Source organism: Streptomyces sp. NBC_01439 (assembly GCF_036227605.1).
Taxonomy (GTDB): domain Bacteria; phylum Actinomycetota; class Actinomycetes; order Streptomycetales; family Streptomycetaceae; genus Streptomyces.
On the sequence record NZ_CP109487.1, the window covers coordinates 4,221,722 to 4,242,487 of the forward strand.

The following is a 20,766-nucleotide window of genomic DNA, read 5'->3' on the forward strand; positions in this document are numbered from 1 at the left end:
CCCGTGCAGAACGAGTTGAAGCGCACCCTCGGGGTCTCAGATGCCGTCGTCGTCGGACTCGGTGCGATGGTGGGCGCCGGCATCTTCGCCGCCCTGGCTCCCGCGGCGCGGGCGGCGGGCGGCGCGCTGCTCGCCGCTCTGGGCGTGGCGTCTCTCGTGGCCTATTGCAACGCGCACTCCTCGGCGCGGCTGGCCGCCCGGTACCCGGCTTCCGGCGGCACGTACGTCTACGGACGCGAACGGCTCGGGCCCTTCTGGGGGTACCTGGCGGGCTGGGGGTTCGTGATCGGCAAGACCGCGTCCTGCGCGGCGATGGCCCTCACGGTGGGGGCGTACCTGTGGCCGGGGCGGCAGCACGCCGTGGCCGTCGCGGCGGTGGTGGCGCTGACGGCCGCGAGTTACGGCGGCGTGCAGAAGTCGGCCCGCATCGCCCGGCTGATCGTGGCGGTGGTGCTGGCGGTGCTGGCCGGGGTGGTCGTGGTGTGCCTGTCTTCCGGGGCGGCCGACCCGGGGCGGCTGGGTGGGCCCGACGGGGGCGTCTTCGGGGTGTTGCAGGGTGCGGGTCTGCTGTTCTTCGCCTTCGCGGGCTACGCCCGGATCACCACCCTGGGCGAGGAGGTGCGGGATCCGGAACGGACGATCCCGCGGGCGGTGCCGATCGCGCTGGGGATCGCGCTGCTGGTGTACGCCGCGGTCGCGGTGGCGGCGCTGTCGGTGCTCGGCGCTGAGGGGCTGGCGCAGTCGTCGGCGCCGCTCGCCGATGCGGTGCGGGCGGCCGGGCGGCCCGGACTGGCCCCGGTGGTCCGGGTGGGTGCGGCCCTGGCCGCGCTGGGCTCGTTGCTGGCGCTCGTGCTCGGGGTTTCGCGGACGGTCCTGGCGATGGCCCGGGACGGCCATCTGCCGCGCGCGCTGGCGGCCGTACATCCCCGGCACCAGGTGCCGCACCATGCGGAGCTGGCAGTGGGGGCGGTCGTGGCGGTGTTGGCGGCCACCGCCGATCTGCGGGGCGCGATCGGTTTCTCCTCTTTGGGAGTGCTCGCCTACTACGCGATCGCGAACGCCTCCGCGTGGACTCTCGATTCAGCTGTCAAGGGGCGGGCCGTGGCAGTGGTCGGGCTGTCCGGCTGTGTGGTGCTGGCGTGTGCGCTGCCCCTCGCGTCGGCGCTCTGGGGGGTGGCGGTGCTGGCGGTGGGCGTGCTGGTCTACGGGGTCCGGTGGCGGCTCAGATCCGGGATCTGAACGCGTCCCAGTGCGCCAGCTCTCGTTCGCATTCCTCCCCCGTGCCAGGCGGGCTCCGGCTCCCCCGGATTCGGGTCGAACAGCAGGACCTGGGCAGTGTCGGAGCGGTAGTCCACGCAGGCGTCCATGGCGCAGCCGAAGTCGGCCACGGGCAGTACGCCTTCGGGCCAGCACCACTCGGAGGACCGGCGCTCCTCATGCGCGAGCACGGCCTGACGCAGCGGCAGCAGCCCCTGACCGGGTCCGAATCCACCGTCGCCGACACGCGTGTAGAGCGAGGCGGGCAGGGGCGGCGGGCGCGGCAGGGCGAAGCCGAGTATGGCTTCGGCTCTGGCGATCTCCCCCGCGTCCAGCGGCTCCGGCATGGTCCTTCCGCACCGCTCGTACCTGCGTGCGGAGTTGCCCACGCGGTCCGTGACTTGCTCCAGCAACTGCTCCGTCTCGTTCATGCATTCATGGTGACGCACCCCGCCGACAGCCGCCCGGGCCTGTGGACAACTCCGCCCACAGGCCGATCAGGTCGGCCTGCGGGCGGGGTGTGTGTCGGCGTCCAGGGCGCCGGCGGCTGTGTCAGCGCGAGGCGAACGGTGCGTCCGTCGGGACGATCTCGCGGCCGAGCGGGAGCAGGGAGAGCGGGACCATCTTGAAGTTGGCGATGCCGAACGGGATGCCGATGATCGTGATGCAGAGGGCGATGCCCGTGACGATGTGGCCGAGGGCCAGCCACCAGCCCGCCAGCACCAGCCACAGGACGTTGCCGATGCAGGACGGGGCGCCCGCGTCGTGGCGCTCGACCGTGGTGTAGCCGAAGGGCCAGAGGGCGTAGACGGCGATGCGGAAGGCGGCGATGCCGAACGGGATGCCGATGATGGTGATGCAGAGCAGCACACCTGCGAGGAGGTATCCCAGGAACAGCCAGATGCCGCTGAGGATGAGCCAAATGATGTTGAGGATTGTCTTCATTGGCGGCGGCCTGCCATCTGTTCGAGCCGGGCGATGCGCTCGGCCATCGGAGGGTGTGTGGAGAACATCTTAGAAAGACCCGCACCCGGACGGAACGGGTTGGCGATCATCATGTGGCTCGCCGCCTCCAGCCGGGGCTCCGGGGGCAGGGGGAGCTGTTTGGTGCCCGCGTCGAGCTTGCGCAGGGCGCTGGCCAGGGCGAGCGGGTCCCCGGTGAGCTGGGCGCCGGAGGCGTCGGCCTCGTACTCGCGCGAGCGGCTGATGGCCAGCTGGATCACGGAGGCGGCCAGCGGGCCCAGGATCATGATCAGCAGCATGCCGAGGAGACCGGGGCCCTCGTCATCGTTCGACCGGCCGATCGGGATCAGCCAGGCGAAGTTGACCAGGAACATGATCACCGAGGCGAGGGCGCCGGCGACCGAGGAGATCAGGATGTCGCGGTTGTAGACGTGGCTGAGCTCGTGGCCGATGACCCCGCGCAGCTCGCGCTCGTCGAGGATGCGCAGGATGCCCTCGGTGCAGCAGACCGCGGCGTTGCGCGGGTTGCGGCCGGTGGCGAAGGCGTTGGGGGCCTCGGTGGGTGAGATGTACAGGCGTGGCATGGGCTGGCGCGCGGACGTGGAGAGCTCGCGCACCATGCGGTAGAGCTGGGGAGCCTCGAACTCGCTCACGGGGCGGGCGCGCATCGCGCGTAGAGCCAGCTTGTCGCTGTTCCAGTACGCGTATGCGTTCGTCCCGAGGGCGACGAGGACGGCGATGATCAGGCCGCCCCGTCCGAAGAAGCTTCCGATGAGGATGATGAGTGCGGACAGCCCGCCGAGGAGTACGGCGGTCTTCAGCCCGTTGTGCCGGCGGTGCACGGTACGCCCTCCAAGTGGTGCGGCAGGGGAGCCCGTCATGGATTTGAGGGTCTACGGTCCAGTGGACCCTCCCTTCCTGGTCAACGCGAGGTGAGGGCGTCAGGTTCCCAGGGTGTCGCGGGGCGCGCGCCCGCCGCCGCCCCTTGCCGGGGTGCGGCGGGGACGCGGTGGGGACGTGGCGGGCACTACTCCGTACGGGTTACGCGGGCCGGCTACTGAGCGAAGAGGCTGCCCGAGGTGACGCGCAGGACGAGCTCCGGGGCGCCCGAGAGGACGACGGCCGTGATCGCGGTAATGACGATGGCCGCCGCCACCGGCCAGGGGGCGCGCGTAGGGGTCTGCGCGCCCTCGGGGGTACGGAAGAGCAGGGCTGTCCAGCGCAGGTAGTAGTACAGGGCGATGACGACGTTGACCGCCATGACCACGGCCAGCCAGCCCAGGCCCGCGTCGACCGCGGACCGGAAGACGGTGACCTTGGCGAAGAGCCCGATGATGCCCGGCGGCAGGCCCGCCAGGCAGAGCAGGAAGAAGCCCAGGGAGAGGGCGGCCAGCGGGCGCTCGGCGTAGAGCCCTCGGTAGTCGCTGATCCGGTGGAGCGGCTTGGTACGGGCGACCAGGGCGGCCACGGCGAAGGCGCCGAGGTTCACCGCGGCGTACATGAGGGCGTACGCGACGGTGGAGCCGATCTGGTCGCGCCCGGAGTACGCGGCCGCGGCGATCGGGACCAGCAGGTATCCGGCTTGGCCGACCGAGGACCAGGCGAGCAGTCGTACGGCACTGTTCGGGCGGTCCGGGGACTGCCGCAGGGCAGCGGCGTTGCCCAGGGTCATGGTGAGTGCGGCGAGGACGGCCAGGGCCGGGCCCCAGACGTCGGAGTACGCCGGGAAGGCGATCACCGTGACGAGGATGAGGCCGGTGAAGCCGACGGCCTTGCCGATCACCGAGAGGTAGCCGGCGATGGGCAGGGGGGCGCCGACGTAGGTGTCGGGGACCCAGAAGTGGAAGGGGACGGCCGCGGTCTTGAAGGCGAAGCCGACGAGGGTGAGCGCGACACCGGCCATGGCGAGCGTGTCGAGCTGCCCGGGAACGTCTTCGAGGCGGTCGGCGACCTGGGTGAGGTGCAGGGAGCCGGTGGCGGCGTAGACGAAGCTGACGCCCATCAGCGACACGGCGGTGGCAGTGACGGAGGACAGGAAGAACTTCAGGGCGGCCTCGGAGGAGAGCCGGTCGCCGCGGCGCATGCCGACGAGGGCGAAGGCGGGCAGCGAGGCGACTTCGAGGGCGACGATCAGGGTGGCGAGGTCGCGGGAGGCGGGCAGCAGGGCCGCGCCGGCGGCGGAGGAGAGCAGCAGGAACCAGTACTCGCCGGCCGGCATGCGGCTGTCGTGGACGGCGGTGACCGAGATCAGGGCGGTGACCAGGGCGCCGGCCAGCACGAGGAACTGGATGACGAGCGTGAAGTGGTCGGCGACGTAGCTGCAGGCCGCCGGGTCGCCGGTGAGGCAGAAGGTGGCGCGGTCACCGGCGCGCAGGGGGATCAGGGTGGCGGTCGCGACGGCGAGGCCGGCGACCGTGATCCAGCCGAGGACCGGCTTGCGGCGTTCGGCGAGGAACAGGTCGGCGACGAGGACGACCAGGCCGACGGCGGCGGTGATCACCACGGGTGCGATGGCGAGCCAGTCGACGGACTGGACCAGGCTCGGGGCCTCGGCGGAGAGGACCGTCAGGGCCGTCATGGCCGTCATGAGTTGCCTCCTGCGAGGAGCTTCTGGACGGCCGGGTCGGTGAGGCCGAGGAGGACCGCGGGCCACAGGCCGGCGAGGACGGTGAGGGCGACGAGCGGGGTCCAGGCGGCGAACTCGTAGTGCTGGACGTCCGCGACGGCGAGCTCGGGACCGGCTTTCGGGTCTCCCATGCAGACGCGCCGTACGACGATCAGGAGGTAGGCGGCGGTGAGCAGGGTGCCGAACGCGCCGACGGCCACGTACGTGAGGAACGCGGGGCGGGAGAGGCCCTCGGCGGGGTCGAAGGCGCCGAAGAGGGCCAGCATCTCGCCCCAGAAGCCGGCCAGGCCGGGCAGGCCCAGAGAGGCGACGGCGGCGAAGGCGAGGAGCGCGCCGAAGCGGGGGGCGCGGCCGTAGAGGGCGGCGCCGGTGGCTCCGGCGAGGGTGTCGAGGTCGGCGGTGCCGTAGCGGTCCTTGAGGGCTCCGACCAGGAAGAAGAGGAGGCCGGTGATCAGGCCGTGGGCGATGTTGGCGAAGAGCGCGCCGTTGACGCCGGTGGGGGTCATGCTCGCGATGCCGAGGAGGACGAAGCCCATGTGGCCGACGGAGGAGTAGGCGATGAGGCGCTTGAGGTCGCCCTTGTTCCCCTTGCGGGCCAGCGCGAGGCAGGCGAGCGATCCGTAGACGATGCCGACGGCGGCGAAGGCGCCCAGGTAGGGGGCGAAGGTGGCCATGCCGTCGGGGGTGATGGGGAGCAGGATGCGGACGAACCCGTACGTGCCCATCTTGAGCAGGACGCCGGCCAGCAGGACGGATCCGACGGTGGGCGCGGCGGTGTGGGCGTCGGGCAGCCAGCTGTGCAGGGGCCACATCGGGGTCTTCACGGCGAGGCCGATGCCGATGGCGAGAACGGCCAGGAACTGGGTGGTGCGGGACAGTTCGCGGCCGTTGTCAGAGGCCAGTGTCACCATGTCGAAAGTGCCGCTGTTCAGTCCGATCAGGAGCAGACCGAGCAGCATGACGACGGAGCCGAGGAGGGTGTAGAGGATGAACTTCCAGGCGGCGGCCTGCCGCTGAGCACCGCCCCAGCGGGCGATGAGGAAGTACATCGGGATGAGGACCATCTCGAAGGCGAGGAAGAAGAGCAGCAGGTCGAGGACGGCGAAGGTCGCGAGGGTGCCGGACTCCAGGACCAGGAGCAGTGCGACGAAGGCCTTCGGGGAGGGGCCTGCGGGGAGCTTGAAGTAGCTGTAGAGCGCGCAGAGGAAGAACAGCAGCGCGGTCATCAGGAGGAGGGGGAGCGAGATGCCGTCGACGCCGAGGTGGATCCGGACGTTCAGCGCCTGGATCCAACTGATGTCCGTCGTCGCCTGGATGCGGGACGGGGCCTCGTGGTCGAAGCCCAGGGTGAGGGCGATGGCGGCGGCGAGGATCACGCCGGTCACGGTCACGCCGTGGCGGAGCACGGCCTGCTCGGGGCTCTTCCCCTTGAGGCCGGGCGGGGCCGGCAGGAGCGCCGCGGCGGAGCCGAGGAGCGGTGCGGCCACGATGAACGCCAGAAGGAACTGCATCACGGACGGGCTGATATCAATCACGGCTGACTCACGGCTCACGATCCGGCGTTGACGTTGGCGAGGACGGCGGTGGCGATCGCCAGGACCACGGCGCCGGCGAGCAGGGCGCTCAGGTAGCTCTGCACGTTGCCGGTCTGGGCACGGCGTACGAGGCTGCCGAGCAACTGGGTGCCGGTGCCCGCGCCGCGGACGTACGTGTCCACGACCTCGCGGTCGAGGAAGCGGACGAGGCTCGCGGCGGCCCGGACGGGCCGGACGAAGAGCCGGTCGTAGAGGGCGTCGAGGTGGAAGCCGACGGCCGCGTGACGGTGCAGCGGGCCGAGGAACGCCTTGCCGGGGTCGGCGGCGGGGCCGGTCGGGACGGCGGGGTGGTCGTGGGTCACCTCGGCTACCTCGGGGGCTTCCGCGGCGGATTCGGCGGCGGCGACTGCGACGGTGGCGGGCACTCCGGCTGCGGCACCAGCTGCGGCACGGGCGCCCGCTCCGGTACCGGCGGCGGTCGCGAGGAGGGCCTTCGCCGAGGCGCGCTGCCAGAGGGCGTAGGTGAGCATCGCGCCGATGGCCGCGGCGCCCGTGCCGAGGACCGAGGTGACCAGGGTCGGGGTGAGTGCACCGCCGTCGAACCAGTCGGAGATGGGGCCGGCCGCGAGGCCGAAGCCGATCGACGGGATCGCCAGCAGCCACAGCACGCCGGTCATGGCGAGGGGTTCCTTGCCGTGGTCGGGGGCGGCGGCGCCCCGGCCGCGGAAGGCCATCAGCCACAGCCGGGTGGCGTAGGCGGCGGTGAGCAGGGCGGTCAGCAGACCGGCGACGAGCACCAGCCAGCCGGCGGCGCTGGGCACGAACTCCGAGTCGCCGGTCGCGGTGTGCTCGGCGGCGACGAGGACGGCTTCCTTGGAGAAGAAACCGGCGAAAGGCGGGACCGCGGCGAGCGCGAGCAGCGCGATCGTCATCGTCCAGAAGGCGTCGGGGATGCGCTTGGCCAGGCCGTCCATCCGGGACATGACGCCCAGGGAGTTCGTACCGGCGGCGTGGATGATCACGCCGGCGCCGAGGAAGAGGAGCGCCTTGAAGGCGCCGTGGGACAGGAGGTGGAACACGGCGGCGCCGCGGTCACCGACGGCCAGTGCGCCGACCATGTAGCCGAGCTGGCCGATCGTGGAGTAGGCGAGCACCCGCTTGATGTCGTCCTGGGCGATGGCTGCCAGGCCGGAGCCCACCATCGTGACGGCCGCCATCACGGCCATGACCACCAGCGTGGCCCCGGAGGCCGCGAAGACGGGCAGGAGGCGGGCGATGAAGTAGACGCCGGCGGCGACCATCGTCGCGGCGTGGATCAGTGCCGAGACGGGGGTGGGGCCCGCCATGGCGTCGGGGAGCCAGGTGTGCAGGGGGAACTGCGCGGACTTGCCCGCGACGCCGGCGAGCAGGAGCAGCGCGATCAGGGTCGGGTGGTCGAGTCCGCCCGCGGCGACGGTGCCGAGGATCTTCGGGATCTCGAAGGAACCGGCGTCGGTGGCGAGCGCGAACAGGCCGATCAGGAACGGGACGTCGCCGAGCTTGGTGACGAGGAAGGCCTTCAGGGAGGCGGAGCGGGCCGCTTCGGTCTCCCAGTAGTGCCCGACCAGGAAGTACGAGCAGATGCCCATGACCTCCCAGCCGACCAACAGCACCATCAGGTCGCCGGAGTAGACGACGAGCAGCATGGCGGAGGTGAACAGTGAGACGAGAGCGGCATACGACGGGTAGCGCGGGTCCTCACGCAGGTACGCCGTCGAGTAGAGCTGTACGCAGGTGGCGACGACCCCGACCAGGACGGCGACCAGTGCGGCGAAGCCGTCGATGTAGAGCGAGAGGTCGATCGGCACCGAGCCGGTCGGGGTCAGTTCGGTCGCGGCGTTGATCGTCTCGCCGCCGCCCTGGCGGACGGCGACGAGCACGGCCAGTACGGCGGCACCGAGCGTCGGCAGGATGGCGAGCGGCCGAACGAACCCGGGCGCGGTGCGCCCGAGCAGCAGTCCTGCCACCGCGCCCAGGAAGGGGAACAGCGGAACGAGGACGGCGAGGGTCGTGGTGCTCACGCGGTGACCTCGCTCTGGTTGTTCGCGGCGGGCTCGTGGCCTTCGGCGGTGTCGCGCAGCCGGTCGACGTCGGAGGTGCCCCGGTTGCGGTACACCATCAGCACGATCGCGAGGCCGATGCCGATCTCGGCGGCGGCGATGGCGATGGTGAAGAGGGTGAGGGCCTGGCCGGCGTGCAGGGCGTCGCGCAGCCAGACGTCGAAGGCCACCAGGTTGAGGTTGACGGCGTTGAGCATCAACTCGACGGACATCAGGACCAGGATGGCGTTGCGGCGGGCGAGTACGCCGTACAGGCCCGTGCAGAAGAGGAGCGCCGCGAGTACGGCGGGGTAGGCGAGGTGCATCAGCGCTGCCCCTTGTCGCTGGCGTCGGTGGCGTCGGTGGATTCGTTCCTGCGGGACAGCACGATGGCGCCGATCAGGGCTGCGAGGAGGAGGACGGAGAGCGCCTCGAACGGCAGCACCCAGTGCTGGAAGAGGATCTCGCCGGAAACCTTGGTGGAGCCCTGGACCGGTCCGTCGAGGTCGATCCAGGTGGTGCGGAAGGCGTCGACGACCACCCAGACCAGGGACGCGGCCGCGACGACGGCTACGCCGAGCGCGATCCAGCGGTTTCCGGAGTCCGCGTCCGGGGAGCGGCCGATGGGGGCCTTGGTGAGCATCAGCCCGAAGAGGAGGAGGACGACGACGGAACCGAGGTAGATGAGGACCTGGACCCAGGCGATGAACTCTGCGGTCAGCAGCAGGTACTCGACGGCGATGCCGCCGAGCGCGACGACCAGCCACAGGGCGGCGTGCACCAGCTGCTTGGTGGTGACCGTGACGAGGGCCGCGCCGAGGGTGGCGAGTCCGACGAGGACGAAGGCGATCTCGACGCCGGTCGGGGAGAGGAAGCCGGGCCCGGTGGTGACGGCGGCGGCCAGGGTGACGGCGGGGCTCACGCGTCTCCCTCCGGGGTCGGGTCGGTCGGCGGTTGGGTCTCGGCCGCCCGGGCGGCGGCTTCGGCTGCGGCTGCCGCCGCGGCTGCGGCTTCGGCCTTCTCCACCGCCTTGCGGGCGGCGGCGATCTCCTTGGGCTCCTCGGCCGCCGGGTCCAGCGCGGGCGGCGCCGGGACGGTCCACATCCATTCGCGGAGCTTGTCGCGCTCGTGGGTCAGTTCGTGGATGTCGGTCTCCGCGTACTCGAACTCCGGCGACCAGAAGAGGGCGTCGAAGGGGCACACCTCGATGCAGATCCCGCAGTACATGCAGAGGGAGAAGTCGATGGCGAAGCGGTCGAGGACGTTGCGGCTGCGCTCGCGGCCACCGGGGGTGGACGCCGGGACCGTCTCCTTGTGGGAGTCGATGTAGATGCACCAGTCGGGGCATTCACGGGCGCAGAGCATGCAGACGGTGCAGTTCTCCTCGAACAGACCGATGACCCCGCGGGAGCGGGGCGGCAGTTCGGGCTGGACCTCGGGGTATTGGGCGGTGTGCGAGCGCTTCGTCATCGTGCGCAGCGTGACGGCCAGGCCCTTGGCCAGGCCGGATCCGGGGATGGGCATTACTGGATCGCCACCTTCACGATGCCGGTGAGCGCGATCTGGGCGAGCGCGAGCGGGATGAGCGTGGTCCAGGCGAGCTTCTGGAGCTGGTCCTCGCGCAGGCGCGGGTAGCTCACGCGGAGCCAGATCACCACGAAGGCGAGGATCGCGATCTTGAGCAGGGTCCAGACCCAGCCGAGGTCGTCACCGAAGGGGCCGTGCCAGCCGCCGAGGAAGAGGACGGTGGTCAGGGCGCAGAGGACGACGATGCCGGCGTACTCGGCGAGGAGGAACAGTGCGAAGCGCAGGCCGGTGTATTCGGTGTACGCGCCGAAGATGATCTCGGAGTCTGCGACGGGCATGTCGAAGGGGGGCCGCTGTAGTTCGGCGAGGCCGGCGACGAAGAAGACGAGCGCGCCGACGATCTGCCAGGGCAGCCACCACCACTCGAAGGCGTCGACGATCCCGGGGAGGGAGACCGTACCGGCCGCCATGGCCACGGAGGCGGCGGCGAGCAACATCGGGAGCTCGTAGGCGAGCAGCTGGGCGGCGGTGCGCAGGCCGCCGAGCAGGGAGAACTTGTTCGCGGATGCCCAGCCGGCCATCAAGGAGCCGAGGACTCCGACGCCCATGACGGCGAGCGCGAAGAACAGGCCCGCGTCGATGACCTGGCCGACGGCGCCCTCGCCCGGGCCGATGGGGATGGCCAGGAGGACGAGGAGGTAGGGCAGCAGGGCGACGGCGGGGGCGAGCTGGAAGATCCGGCGGTCGGCGCCCGCCGGAACGATGTCTTCCTTCTGTGCGAACTTCACGCCGTCGGCGACGAGCTGGGCCCAGCCGTGGAAGCCGCCGGCGTACATGGGGCCGAGGCGGCCCTGCATGTGGGCCATCACCTTGTGCTCGGTCTGCCCGACGACGAGCGGGAGCACGAGGAAGACGGCGAAGACGACGATCAGCCGCAGGGCGACGTCGAGGACGTCGTTCACGCGTCGCCTCCGTTGTCGGTGGTGGGGTCGGTCTCGGTCTCGGTCTCGGCCGGACGCCGCTCGGGGGCGGGTCCGGCCTTCGGGGTGGGTCCGGGCTCGGTCTTCGGGGCCGGCTCGGGGGTCGGCTCCGGGGCCGGCTCGGGGGTCGGCTCGTCGAAGGCGGGCTTCGGGTCGTGCCAGGGGGCATCGGAGCTGCGGGGGGCGGGTCGGCGCGGGGCGCGGGGCGCGGGCTCGGCTGCCGGAGCGCCGACGTCCGGGGCGGTCGGTTCCGTGCCCGGGCTCTGGCTCGCGGAGCCGTCCGCTGCCGAACGCGTACGACGGGCCGGGCGCGGCGCGGCTTCGGGGGCCCCCGTTCCCGGGGCCTCCGTACCCGGGGTCCCCGTACCCGGGGCCTCCGTACCCGGGGCCTCCGTGCCCGGGGCGGCCTCTGCTGCCTGGCTCGCCGAGCCGTCGGACGCCGAGCGGGTGCGACGGGCCGGGCGGGCCGGGGTTTCGGGGGCCTGCGTGCCCGGAGCAGCCGCGTCCGGAGCGGCCGTCTCGGCTGTCTGGCTCGCCGAGCCTTCCGATACCGAGCGGGTCCGGCGCGGCGGTCGGGGGGCGGACTCCGCGGCCGCCCCGGTGGCCGCTTCCGCCGGGGGCTGGGTGGCCGAGCCCTCGGTGACCGAGCGGGTACGCCGGACCGGGGCGCCCTCGCGCGGGGTGCGCGCCGCGGCGCCAGCCGCGCCGGCCGCACGCGGGGTGCGGGCCGGACGGGACGGGGCCGGCGGGAGCTGGCCCTTCATCGGGCCCCAGTCGTTGGGGTCCGGTACGCCCGGCGGGAGCATCTGGCGGCGCTTGGGCGCGTCCGGGTCGTGCGCCTCGCCGGGCTCCTTGGCGCCGGGCCAGGCCTTGGCGACGCGCGCGGCCAGGACGAAGTCCTTGCGCAGCGGGTGGCCCTCGAAGTTCTCCGGGAGGAGGAGGGGGACGAGGTGCGGGTGGTCGGTGAAGGTCACCCCGAACATCTCGAACGTCTCGCGCTCGTGCCATTCCGCCCCCGCGTAGACGGCGACCGCGGACGGCAGGGCGGCGGCGCTGTGCGGGACGGTCGTGCGCAGCAGCAGCCGGCGCACCCGGTGGTTCTCCAGCGACGCGACGTGCGCGCAGATCCGGAAGCCGGTGCCGGGCTCGTCCACCGCGCTCAGCCAGTCGAAGTACGTGCAGCCCAGTTTGTCCCGGGCGATCTCGAGGGCGGGGATCCAGCTGCCGACGGGCACGTCCACCGTGAGGACGTCGTACGAGAACTCGGCGACCGCCTCGGCCCCGAAGACCGTTGCCGCCGCGTCGGGCAGGGAGTCGTAGAGGTTCACGCGCCGGCCCCCTGCGCGGGTGCCGGCGGGGGCGCGACCAGGCCGCTCGTCAGCTGGGACACGGACGGTCCGGCCGCGTAGCGCTCGGCCAGCGACTCGCGGGCGATCTTCTCCTGGAGCTTGAGGATGCCCTGGAGGAGGGCTTCGGGGCGCGGCGGGCAGCCCGGCACGTAGACGTCGACCGGGATGATCTGGTCGACGCCCTTCGTCACCGAGTACGAGTCCCAGTAGGGGCCGCCGCAGTTGGAGCAGGCACCGAAGGAGATGACGTACTTCGGCTCCGGCATCTGCTCGTAGAGCCGCTTCACCGCCGGAGCCATCTTGTCCGTGACGGTGCCCGAGACGATCATGAGGTCTGCCTGGCGGGGGCCGGGCGCGAAGGGGATCACACCGAGCCGGATGAAGTCGTGCCGGGCCATGGACGCGGCGATGAACTCGATCGCGCAGCAGGCCAGGCCGAAGTTGAACACCCACAGGCTGTACCGGCGGCCCCAGTTCAGGACCACCTTCATCGGTTCCGGGGCCAGGCGGGAGAGGACTCCGAGGCGCTTGGGCTCCGGGAGCAGCACGCCCTCGGTCGGCGTCACAGCCGGTGTCACGTCCATTCGAGGACGCCCTTCTTGTACGCATAGAGCAGGCCGACGGCCAGGAAGCCCAGGAAGATGAACATCTCCACCAGCGTCGTGGCGCCGTAACCGGCGGCGGCGAACACCGTCGCCCACGGGAACAGGAAGATCGAGTCGACGGCGAAGATGACGTAGAGGAACGCGTAGACGTAGTAGCGGACCTGGGTGTGCGCCCAGCCCTCGCCGACCGGGTCCACACCGCATTCGTAGGTCAGCAGCTTCTCGGGGGTCGGGACGACGGGCCGCAGCAGGCGGCCCGCACCGAAGGCGACGGCCACGAAAAGCACACCGAGCACGGCCAGTAGACCGACGACCGAATAACTCCGGAAGTAGTCCGCCGCGAGCACGGTTACGGTCGATACCGTCGGTTCAGGCACGTCCGTTCCTCGCTCCTCGGTCACTGTCGACGATCTGGTACGGACGGGAGTCTAGGGCCTGCCTCACACGGGGTGGGGTTATCCCCCGTTCACAGCACCCCGGCCACCCCATGGCATGAGCGGGTCGTACTTGACAGGGTGTGGCGCATGACCATGAGCCATGCCGTACCCGACAACGATCGACCTCCCCCCGTACGCGCCGTCTTCAGCGCCGTGACGTGGAAGGAGATCGCCTACATGGTGAGCAACCTGCCGTTGGCGATCGTCGGTTTTGTTTACGCGGTTGTCATGGTTTCCACGGCCGGCGGCCTTTCCGTGACCGCGGTCGGAATTCCCCTGCTCGCGTGCGGTCTGTATCTGTCTCGGCAACTGGGACGGCTGGACCGGGAGCGCGCCCGCGGGCTGCTGGGCGTACGGGTGGACGAGCCGACCCCGATCCCCGGTCCGAAGCGGTCCGGCGGATTCTTCCCCTGGCTGTGGACGAGCATCAAGGACCCGGTGGGCTGGCGGACGGTGCTGTACCAGCTGATCCGGTTGCCGTGGGGAGTACTCACCTTCACGGTAGCGCTGACCGGCCTGTTCGTGCTGTGGCCGGTGCTGCCGTACCTGGTGCGGCTGATGGCGAACGTGGACCGGGCGATGGTACGGGGGCTGCTGTCGCCCTCCGAGGACCTGGAGCGGCGGATAGCGGAGCTGGAATCCGACCGGGGAGTCGTGGTCGATACGGCGGCGGCCGACCTGCGGCGCATCGAGCGGGACCTGCACGACGGGGCGCAGGCCCGGCTGGTGGCTCTGGCGATGGGGCTGGGCCTGGCGAAGGAGAAGCTGCTGGAGGACCCGGAGGGCGCGGCGGCGATGGTCGACGAGGCGCACGGGGAGGTGAAGCTGGCCCTTCAGGAGCTACGGGACCTCGCACGGGGGATCCACCCGGCGGTGCTGACGGATCGGGGGCTGGACGCGGCGCTGTCGTCGGTGGCGGCGCGGTGCGTGGTGCCGGTGAAGGTGGCGGTGGATCTGCCGGCGGATCCGCCGGCGGCGCGGCCGGCGGAGGCGATCGAGGGGATCGCGTACTTCGTGGTGTCCGAGCTGTTGCAGAACGTGAGCAAGCACGCGGGGCCGGGAGCGCGGGGCGCGACGGTGGAGGTCTGGCGGGCGGGGGCGAGGCTGATGATCCGGGTGTCGGACGACGGGCGGGGCGGAGCGAGTCCCTCCGGGGGGAGTGGGCTGGCGGGGCTCACGGAGCGGTTGGGCGCGGTGGACGGGGTGCTGGTGGTGGACTCGCCCGTGGGGGCGGGGACCGTGGTCACGGCCGAGCTGCCGTGGCGGGACCGGGGGTAGGCCCCCGGGCCCCTTGGCCCCGGCCCCTGTGGCCCCGGGCCCCCTTGATTCGTACGTGAGCGGGACTCCCGTCCGGGGTGGGTGGGGGTCCCGTCCGCGTCTCCGGCGCGCCGCCGTTTCCCAGGGCTCCGCCCCGGACCCCGCGCCTCAAACGCCGGCGGGGCTGGATTTGGCGGCCGCCTCGGACGCCCGCGGGCTCGGAGGGGTGGGTGATAGCGCGGCCACCGATCCCCGCAGGGACGGGGTGAGTGGGGCGCGTCAACGCCGGCGGGGCAGGGTTTGGCGGCGCCGCTCCGGGTCCCGGCGGATACCGGCGGGGGTGGGGTTAACCCCCCGGTGGAGATGCCGACCCGCCGCATGGTCGGGGGGCGGGCGGGGCCGGCAGGGTGGGGGTGTAGCGGAGGACCGGAAGGGCGGGTCGGAATCATGGACAACGGCAGAACAGCGGGCGGCGGGATCGGCGCGGTACTGCGGGCTCCGGTCGAGGGGCGGACCTGGCGGGAGTTCGGGTACCTGCTGATCGGGCTGCCGCTGAGCACGTTGTACTTCTCGCTCGTCATCACCGGCCTGAGCCTCGGCGCCGGACTGCTCGTCACCTTCCTCGGCGTTCCGGTCCTTGCCGGCGTGCTCGTCATGTGCCGCGGCTTCGGGCACGTGGAGCGGGCCCGGGTGCGCGCGCTGCTCGGGACGGACATCGCCGCCCCCGCGCCGATCCGGGCGAAGAAGGCCGGACCGCTGGCCGCCATGGGTGCGCTGCTCAAGAGCGGGAGCGCCTGGCGCCACGCGCTGTACTCGGTCATCCACTTCCCGTGGGCGGTGTTCTCCTTCTGCCTGTCCCTGGTGCTCTGGGCGAACGGGTGGGCGTACCTGCTGTACCCGCTCTGGTTCTGGGTCTTCCCGACCTTCACCGACCAGCCCGGTCTGCAGCTCTTCCAGAACGACGACTACGCCTTCTACCTCGACTCGCCCGTCAGGATCGCCCTCGCCAGCCTCATCGGGCTGGCCGTCACCCTCGCCACCCCGTGGGTGATCCGTGCCCTGGCCACCGTCGACCGGGTCATGGTCGGCGGGCTGCTCGGGGCGTCCAGCCTGGCCACCCGCGTCAGCGAGCTGGAGTCCGACCGCGGGGTGGTCGTGGACACGGCAGCCGCCGACCTGCGGCGCATCGAGCGGGACCTGCACGACGGCGCGCAGGCCCGGCTGGTGGCGCTGGCGATGGACCTGGGGCTGGCGAAGGAGAAGCTGACCGAGGATCCGCAGGCCGCCGCCCGGATGGTGGACGAGGCGCACGGAGAGGTGAAGATCGCCCTGCAGGAGTTGCGTGACCTGGCCCGCGGGATCCACCCGGCCGTGCTGACCGACCGGGGGCTGGACGCGGCGCTGTCCTCGGTGGCCTCGCGCTGTGCGGTGCCGGTACGGGTGGCCGTGGACCTGCCGGCCCGGCCCGCGCAGGCGATCGAGGGGATCGCGTACTTCACGGTCTCGGAGCTGCTGCAGAACGTCAGCAAGCACGCGCTGGCCCGGTCGGCGTCGGTGGACGTGTGGAAGTCCGGGGAACGGCTGCTCATCCAGGTCGCCGACGACGGCCGGGGCGGGGCCGGGCCGCGGGAGGGGTCGGGGCTGGCGGGGCTGACCGAGCGGCTGGACGCCGTGGACGGGGTGCTGGTCGTCGACTCCCCCGCCGGGGGCGGGACGACGGTCACGGCCGAGCTGCCCTGGCGCCCTTAGGGCTCGACAGAGGGCCGGCCCGGACCCCGCGAGCCCGGTCCGGCCCGGCCCGGACCCCCAAACCCGACCCCTCCCGACCCCTCCCGACCCCTCCCGACCCCGCCACGTCCGGCCCGGCCCGGAAAGGCGCTCCCCCCGACGCGAGGGCCGGGCCCGATGGCCCGGCCCTCGCGCAACTCCCGGCGCGCGCAGCGCCCGTTTGCGGTATGCGACCCTCCAGTACTCGAAAACTCCCCCCGTACGGCGACGTGTTGTCCCGGCTCTGCCTTCAGCGGGACTCAGGGCTGGGATGCTTGGCTGAGTCGGGTAATGCGTGAACGAGTGGACGCGGGAGCTGCTGAGTCGTGGAAGACAGGGTGCGGGTGGTCATCGCCGAGGATTCAGTGCTGCTGCGCGAGGGCCTGACCCGGTTGTTGACCGACCGGGGGCATGACGTCGTGGCGGGCGTCGGGGACGCAGAGGCCCTGATCAAGACGGTGGCGGACCTGGCGGCCGAGGGTGCGCTGCCGGATGTGGTGGTGGCGGACGTGCGGATGCCGCCGACCCATACCGACGAGGGTGTGCGGGCGGCCGTCCGGCTGCGGCGCGACCACCCCGGGATAGGTGTGCTCGTGCTGTCCCAGTACGTGGAGGAGCAGTACGCCACCGAGCTGCTGGCCGGTTCCAGCACCGGGGTGGGGTATCTCCTCAAGGACCGGGTGGCCGAGGTGCGGGAGTTCCTGGACGCGGTGGTGCGGGTGGCCCGGGGCGGTACGGCCCTGGACCCCGAGGTCGTCGCCCAGCTGCTCGGCCGCAGCCGCAAGCAGGACGTACTGGCGGGCCTGACCCCGCGCGAGCGCGAGGTGCTCGGGCTGATGGCCGAGGGCCGGACGAATTCCGCCGTGGCGAAGCAGCTGGTCGTGAGCGACGGAGCGGTGGAAAAGCACGTCAGCAACATCTTCATGAAGTTGGGCCTTTCGCCGAGTGACGGGGATCACCGGCGAGTACTGGCCGTTCTCACCTATCTGAAATCTTGATCGACTGACACTCTGTCAGATATGGCATACCGGCAGGGCCGTCTCAAGGGGCGGCCCTACGGTCCAGAATGTGACCGCTCCTGGGGGCCTTGATCCCTACCGTCGTAGGGTGGGTCCCGGGGGGTCACGCCTCGAAGGAGGTCCAGTTCAGTGACCAGCCAGGTCAGCAGCCCAGCCGAGCAGGCCGACGGGGCCGGGGGTGCGGTTGTCGGTGGACAGCGCACTCCGGAGAGTCCGGGCGGCAAGGAAGTGCGCCGCCTCGATCGTGTGATCATCCGATTCGCAGGTGACTCCGGTGACGGTATGCAGCTCACCGGTGACCGCTTCACCTCGGAAACGGCGTCCTTCGGGAACGACCTGTCGACGCTGCCGAACTTCCCCGCCGAGATCCGCGCCCCCGCCGGCACCCTCCCGGGCGTCTCCTCCTTCCAGCTCCACTTCGCCGACCACGACATCCTCACCCCGGGCGACGCCCCGAACGTGCTGGTGGCGATGAACCCGGCGGCCCTCAAGGCGAACATCGCGGACCTGCCGCGCGGCGCGGAGATCATCATCAACACGGATGAGTTCACCAAGCGCCCCATGGCCAAGGTCGGCTACGCCACCTCGCCGCTGGAGGACGGCTCACTCGACGCCTACAGCCTGCACCCGGTACCGCTGACCACCCTGACGGTCGAGGCGCTGAAGGATTTCGGCCTCTCCCGCAAGGAGGCCGAGCGCAGCAAGAACATGTTCGCGCTGGGCCTGCTGTCGTGGATGTACCACCGCCCCACCGAGGGCACCGAAAACTTCCTGCGGCAGAAGTTCGCGAAGAAGCCCGACATCGCCGAGGCGAACGTCGCCGCCTTCCGGGCCGGCTGGAACTTCGGGGAGACGACCGAGGACTTCGCGGTCTCCTACGAGGTCGCCCCCGCCACCCGCGCCTTCCCGACCGGCACCTACCGCAACATCTCCGGGAACCTGGCGCTCTCCTACGGCCTCGTCGCCGCGAGCCAACAGGCCGACCTGCCCCTCTACCTGGGCTCCTACCCGATCACCCCGGCCTCGGACATCCTGCACGAGCTGTCGAAGCACAAGAACTTCGGCGTGCGGACCTTCCAGGCCGAGGACGAGATCGCCGGCATCGGCGCGGCGCTCGGCGCGGCCTTCGGCGGCGCGCTCGGGGTGACCACCACCTCCGGGCCCGGTGTGGCGCTCAAATCGGAAGCGATCGGCCTCGCGGTGTCCCTGGAGCTTCCGCTGCTGATCGTGGACATCCAGCGCGGCGGCCCGTCCACCGGGCTGCCGACCAAGACGGAGCAGGCAGACCTCCTCCAGGCCATGTTCGGCCGCAACGGCGAGGCCCCCGTCCCGATCGTGGCCCCGCGGACCCCCGCGGACTGCTTCGACGCCGCCCTCGATGCGGCCCGGATCGCGCTCACCTACCGGACTCCGGTCTTCCTGCTCTCCGACGGCTACCTCGCCAACGGGTCCGAGCCCTGGCGGATCCCCGAGGTCGCCGACCTGCCCGACCTGAAGGTCAAGTTCGCCACCGGCGCGAACCACACCCTGTCCGACGGCACCGAGGTGTTCTGGCCGTACAAGCGGGACCCGGAAACCCTCGCCCGCCCCTGGGCCATCCCCGGCACGCCCGGCCTCGAACACCGCATCGGCGGCATCGAGAAGCAGGACGGCAGCGGCAACATCTCCTACGACCCGGCCAACCACGACCTCATGGTCCGCACCCGCCAGGCCAAGGTCGACGGCATCCGGGTGCCCGACATCGAGGTCGACGACCCGGACGGCGCCACCACCCTGGTCCTGGGCTGGGGTTCCACCTACGGCCCCATCACCGCGGCCGTCCGCCGGCTGCGGAACGCCGGACTGCCCATCGCCCAGGCCCACCTGCGCCACCTCAACCCCTTCCCCAGGAATCTCGGCGGGGTCCTGGAGCGTTACGAGAAGGTAGTGGTGCCGGAGATGAACCTCGGGCAGCTCGCCACCCTGATCCGGGCGAAATACCTGGTCGACGCCCGGTCGTACAACCAGGTCAACGGAATGCCGTTCAAGGCCGAGCAGCTCGCCACGGTTCTCAAGGAGGCCATCGATGACTGAGGTGACCGAGGCGACCGACGGGGCGCGGACCCTGCTCTCGCTGGTACCGAAGGCCGAGAGCAAGCAGTCGATGAAGGACTTCAAGTCGGACCAGGAGGTCCGCTGGTGCCCCGGTTGCGGTGACTACGCCGTGCTGGCCGCGGTTCAGGGCTTCATGCCCGAACTGGGCCTGGCGAAGGAGAACATCGTCTTCGTTTCGGGCATCGGCTGCTCCTCCCGCTTCCCGTACTACATGAACACGTACGGGATGCACTCCATCCACGGTCGCGCCCCGGCCATCGCCACCGGCCTCGCCACCTCCCGCCGCGACCTGTCCGTCTGGGTGGTCACGGGCGACGGCGACGCGCTGTCCATCGGCGGCAACCACCTCATCCACGCCCTCCGCCGCAACGTCAACCTCAAGATCCTGCTCTTCAACAACCGGATCTACGGGCTGACCAAGGGCCAGTACTCCCCCACCTCCGAGCTCGGCAAGATCACCAAGTCGACGCCGATGGGCTCGCTCGACGCACCCTTCAACCCGGTGTCGCTGGCGATCGGGGCCGAGGCCTCCTTCGTCGCCCGCACCGTCGACTCCGACCGCAAGCACCTCACCGAGGTGCTGCGGCAGGCGGCCGACCACCAGGGCACGGCGCTCGTGGAGATCTACCAGAACTGCAACATCTTCAACGACGGCGCCTTCGAGGTCCTCAAGGACAAGGACCAGGCCCTGGAAGCCGTGATCCGGTTGGAGGACGGGCAGCCGATCCGCTTCGGCTCGGACGGCGCGAAGGGTGTCGTACGCAACCCGGCCACCGGGGACCTCGAGGTCGTGGACGTCACCGCGGCCAACGAGGCGCGGATCCTGGTGCACGACGCGAAGAACGCCAGCGCCACCACCTCCTTCGCGCTCTCCCGCCTCGCCGACCCCGACACGCTGCACCACACCCCGATCGGGGTGTTCCGCAGCGTGGAGCGGCCCGTCTACGACACCCTCATGGCCGACCAGCTCGACGCGGCCATCGACCGCAGTGGCAAGGGCGACCTCGGGGCGCTGTTGACCGGCAACGACACCTGGACGGTCGTCGGCTAGCGCGCACACCGCCGACGCGTGACAGAGCCCGGATCCTGCGCCAGGATCCGGGCTCCGTCACGTGTCGGCGCGCCCCGGGACCTCACGGGGCTTCGCAGGGGCCCGCGTGGCTTCGCAGGGACTCGCCGGGCCCGGAGCCCCGCGCCCCCGGGGACCTCGCTCGGCGCGCGGGCCCCGAAAGGTGTCAGGAGTATCTCCCGGCTACGGGCATGACATCTCGG

At 71.4% G+C, this 20,766-nt stretch carries 19 protein-coding genes; 6 read left to right on the forward strand and 13 right to left on the reverse strand.

From position 1 onward, the window contains the following. The first annotated feature begins 3 nt into the window (after positions 1-3). Complete coding sequence (locus OG207_RS18695) at positions 4-1,239, forward strand: APC family permease (RefSeq protein ID WP_329099624.1); 1,236 nt, start codon at positions 4-6, stop codon at positions 1,237-1,239. Here OG207_RS18695 and OG207_RS18700 read toward each other — a convergent pair. From OG207_RS18700 to OG207_RS18760, 13 genes are all read right to left on the reverse strand, one after another. Beyond that, entirely contained in the window at positions 1,203-1,688 is a 486-nt protein-coding gene (locus tag OG207_RS18700) for an SMI1/KNR4 family protein (protein ID WP_329099625.1), read from the reverse strand. The genes OG207_RS18695 and OG207_RS18700 overlap by 37 nt on opposite strands. 121 nt (positions 1,689-1,809) lie before the next feature. Then, positions 1,810-2,202, reverse strand: a complete 393-nt coding sequence (locus OG207_RS18705; RefSeq protein WP_030009012.1) for a YccF domain-containing protein — start codon at positions 2,200-2,202, stop codon at positions 1,810-1,812. Further along, a complete protein-coding gene (gene htpX, locus OG207_RS18710) occupies positions 2,199-3,062 on the reverse strand; it encodes a zinc metalloprotease HtpX (protein WP_052874808.1) in 864 nt (287 codons plus the stop codon). Before htpX ends, OG207_RS18705 begins: the two co-directional genes overlap by 4 nt. A gap of 212 nt (positions 3,063-3,274) precedes the next feature. Next, the gene (locus OG207_RS18715; protein WP_329099626.1) at positions 3,275-4,807 is read right to left on the reverse strand and encodes an NADH-quinone oxidoreductase subunit N; all 1,533 of its coding nucleotides are present in this window, start codon (positions 4,805-4,807) and stop codon (positions 3,275-3,277) included. Then, positions 4,804-6,357, reverse strand: a complete 1,554-nt coding sequence (locus OG207_RS18720) for a complex I subunit 4 family protein (protein WP_329107726.1) — start codon at positions 6,355-6,357, stop codon at positions 4,804-4,806. The genes OG207_RS18715 and OG207_RS18720 overlap by 4 nt, the downstream gene beginning before the upstream one ends. 38 nt (positions 6,358-6,395) lie before the next feature. Then, a complete protein-coding gene (locus OG207_RS18725) occupies positions 6,396-8,441 on the reverse strand; it encodes an NADH-quinone oxidoreductase subunit 5 family protein (RefSeq protein WP_329099627.1) in 2,046 nt (681 codons plus the stop codon). After that, on the reverse strand, positions 8,438-8,785 hold the full coding sequence (gene nuoK, locus OG207_RS18730) for an NADH-quinone oxidoreductase subunit NuoK (protein WP_030726044.1): 348 nt from the start codon (positions 8,783-8,785) through the stop codon (positions 8,438-8,440). The genes OG207_RS18725 and nuoK overlap by 4 nt, the downstream gene beginning before the upstream one ends. Next, positions 8,785-9,381, reverse strand: coding sequence for an NADH-quinone oxidoreductase subunit J family protein (locus OG207_RS18735; RefSeq protein WP_329099629.1), 597 nt, complete (start codon positions 9,379-9,381; stop codon positions 8,785-8,787). The genes nuoK and OG207_RS18735 overlap by 1 nt, the downstream gene beginning before the upstream one ends. Next, positions 9,378-9,983 carry a NuoI/complex I 23 kDa subunit family protein gene (locus OG207_RS18740; RefSeq protein WP_329099630.1) on the reverse strand — a complete coding sequence of 202 codons (606 nt, stop codon included), beginning with the start codon at positions 9,981-9,983 and terminating at the stop codon, positions 9,378-9,380. Before OG207_RS18740 ends, OG207_RS18735 begins: the two co-directional genes overlap by 4 nt. Continuing rightward, positions 9,983-10,948 carry a complex I subunit 1/NuoH family protein gene (locus tag OG207_RS18745; protein ID WP_329099631.1) on the reverse strand — a complete coding sequence of 322 codons (966 nt, stop codon included), beginning with the start codon at positions 10,946-10,948 and terminating at the stop codon, positions 9,983-9,985. The genes OG207_RS18740 and OG207_RS18745 overlap by 1 nt, the downstream gene beginning before the upstream one ends. Further along, the gene (locus OG207_RS18750) at positions 10,945-12,294 is read right to left on the reverse strand and encodes an NADH-quinone oxidoreductase subunit C (RefSeq protein ID WP_329099633.1); all 1,350 of its coding nucleotides are present in this window, start codon (positions 12,292-12,294) and stop codon (positions 10,945-10,947) included. The genes OG207_RS18745 and OG207_RS18750 overlap by 4 nt, the downstream gene beginning before the upstream one ends. After that, the gene (locus OG207_RS18755; RefSeq protein WP_329099635.1) at positions 12,291-12,899 is read right to left on the reverse strand and encodes an NADH-quinone oxidoreductase subunit B; all 609 of its coding nucleotides are present in this window, start codon (positions 12,897-12,899) and stop codon (positions 12,291-12,293) included. The genes OG207_RS18750 and OG207_RS18755 overlap by 4 nt, the downstream gene beginning before the upstream one ends. After that, entirely contained in the window at positions 12,890-13,297 is a 408-nt protein-coding gene (locus OG207_RS18760) for an NADH-quinone oxidoreductase subunit A (RefSeq protein WP_030388327.1), read from the reverse strand. Before OG207_RS18760 ends, OG207_RS18755 begins: the two co-directional genes overlap by 10 nt. Before the next feature lie 147 nt (positions 13,298-13,444). Between OG207_RS18760 and OG207_RS18765 the strand changes: the two genes are divergently transcribed. The 5 genes from OG207_RS18765 to OG207_RS18785 all read left to right on the forward strand — a co-directional run bounded on the left by OG207_RS18765 (position 13,445) and on the right by OG207_RS18785 (position 20,545). After that, complete coding sequence (locus OG207_RS18765) at positions 13,445-14,635, forward strand: sensor histidine kinase (RefSeq protein ID WP_329099637.1); 1,191 nt, start codon at positions 13,445-13,447, stop codon at positions 14,633-14,635. Positions 14,636-15,061: 426 nt separating this feature from the next. Beyond that, a complete protein-coding gene (locus OG207_RS18770) occupies positions 15,062-16,363 on the forward strand; it encodes a sensor histidine kinase (RefSeq protein ID WP_329099638.1) in 1,302 nt (433 codons plus the stop codon). A gap of 356 nt (positions 16,364-16,719) precedes the next feature. Then, a complete protein-coding gene (locus OG207_RS18775) occupies positions 16,720-17,379 on the forward strand; it encodes a response regulator transcription factor (RefSeq protein WP_150262025.1) in 660 nt (219 codons plus the stop codon). Positions 17,380-17,529: 150 nt separating this feature from the next. Then, entirely contained in the window at positions 17,530-19,473 is a 1,944-nt protein-coding gene (locus tag OG207_RS18780) for a 2-oxoacid:acceptor oxidoreductase subunit alpha (protein WP_329099639.1), read from the forward strand. Then, the gene (locus OG207_RS18785; RefSeq protein ID WP_329099641.1) at positions 19,466-20,545 is read left to right on the forward strand and encodes a 2-oxoacid:ferredoxin oxidoreductase subunit beta; all 1,080 of its coding nucleotides are present in this window, start codon (positions 19,466-19,468) and stop codon (positions 20,543-20,545) included. The genes OG207_RS18780 and OG207_RS18785 overlap by 8 nt, the downstream gene beginning before the upstream one ends. Positions 20,546-20,766: the final 221 nt, after the last annotated feature.

Coding starts and splice junctions, on each gene's coding strand:
- OG207_RS18740 (WP_329099630.1), bottom strand. CDS start 9,983: ATGCCCATCCCCGGATCCGGCCTGGCCAAGGGCCTGGCCGTCACGCTG.
- OG207_RS18720 (WP_329107726.1), bottom strand. CDS start 6,357: ATGCAGTTCCTTCTGGCGTTCATCGTGGCCGCACCGCTCCTCGGCTCC.
- nuoK (WP_030726044.1), bottom strand. CDS start 8,785: ATGCACCTCGCCTACCCCGCCGTACTCGCGGCGCTCCTCTTCTGCACG.
- OG207_RS18785 (WP_329099641.1), top strand. CDS start 19,466: ATGACTGAGGTGACCGAGGCGACCGACGGGGCGCGGACCCTGCTCTCG.
- OG207_RS18705 (WP_030009012.1), bottom strand. CDS start 2,202: ATGAAGACAATCCTCAACATCATTTGGCTCATCCTCAGCGGCATCTGG.
- OG207_RS18770 (WP_329099638.1), top strand. CDS start 15,062: ATGGACAACGGCAGAACAGCGGGCGGCGGGATCGGCGCGGTACTGCGG.
- OG207_RS18700 (WP_329099625.1), bottom strand. CDS start 1,688: ATGAACGAGACGGAGCAGTTGCTGGAGCAAGTCACGGACCGCGTGGGC.
- OG207_RS18755 (WP_329099635.1), bottom strand. CDS start 12,899: ATGGACGTGACACCGGCTGTGACGCCGACCGAGGGCGTGCTGCTCCCG.
- OG207_RS18765 (WP_329099637.1), top strand. CDS start 13,445: ATGACCATGAGCCATGCCGTACCCGACAACGATCGACCTCCCCCCGTA.
- OG207_RS18715 (WP_329099626.1), bottom strand. CDS start 4,807: ATGACGGCCATGACGGCCCTGACGGTCCTCTCCGCCGAGGCCCCGAGC.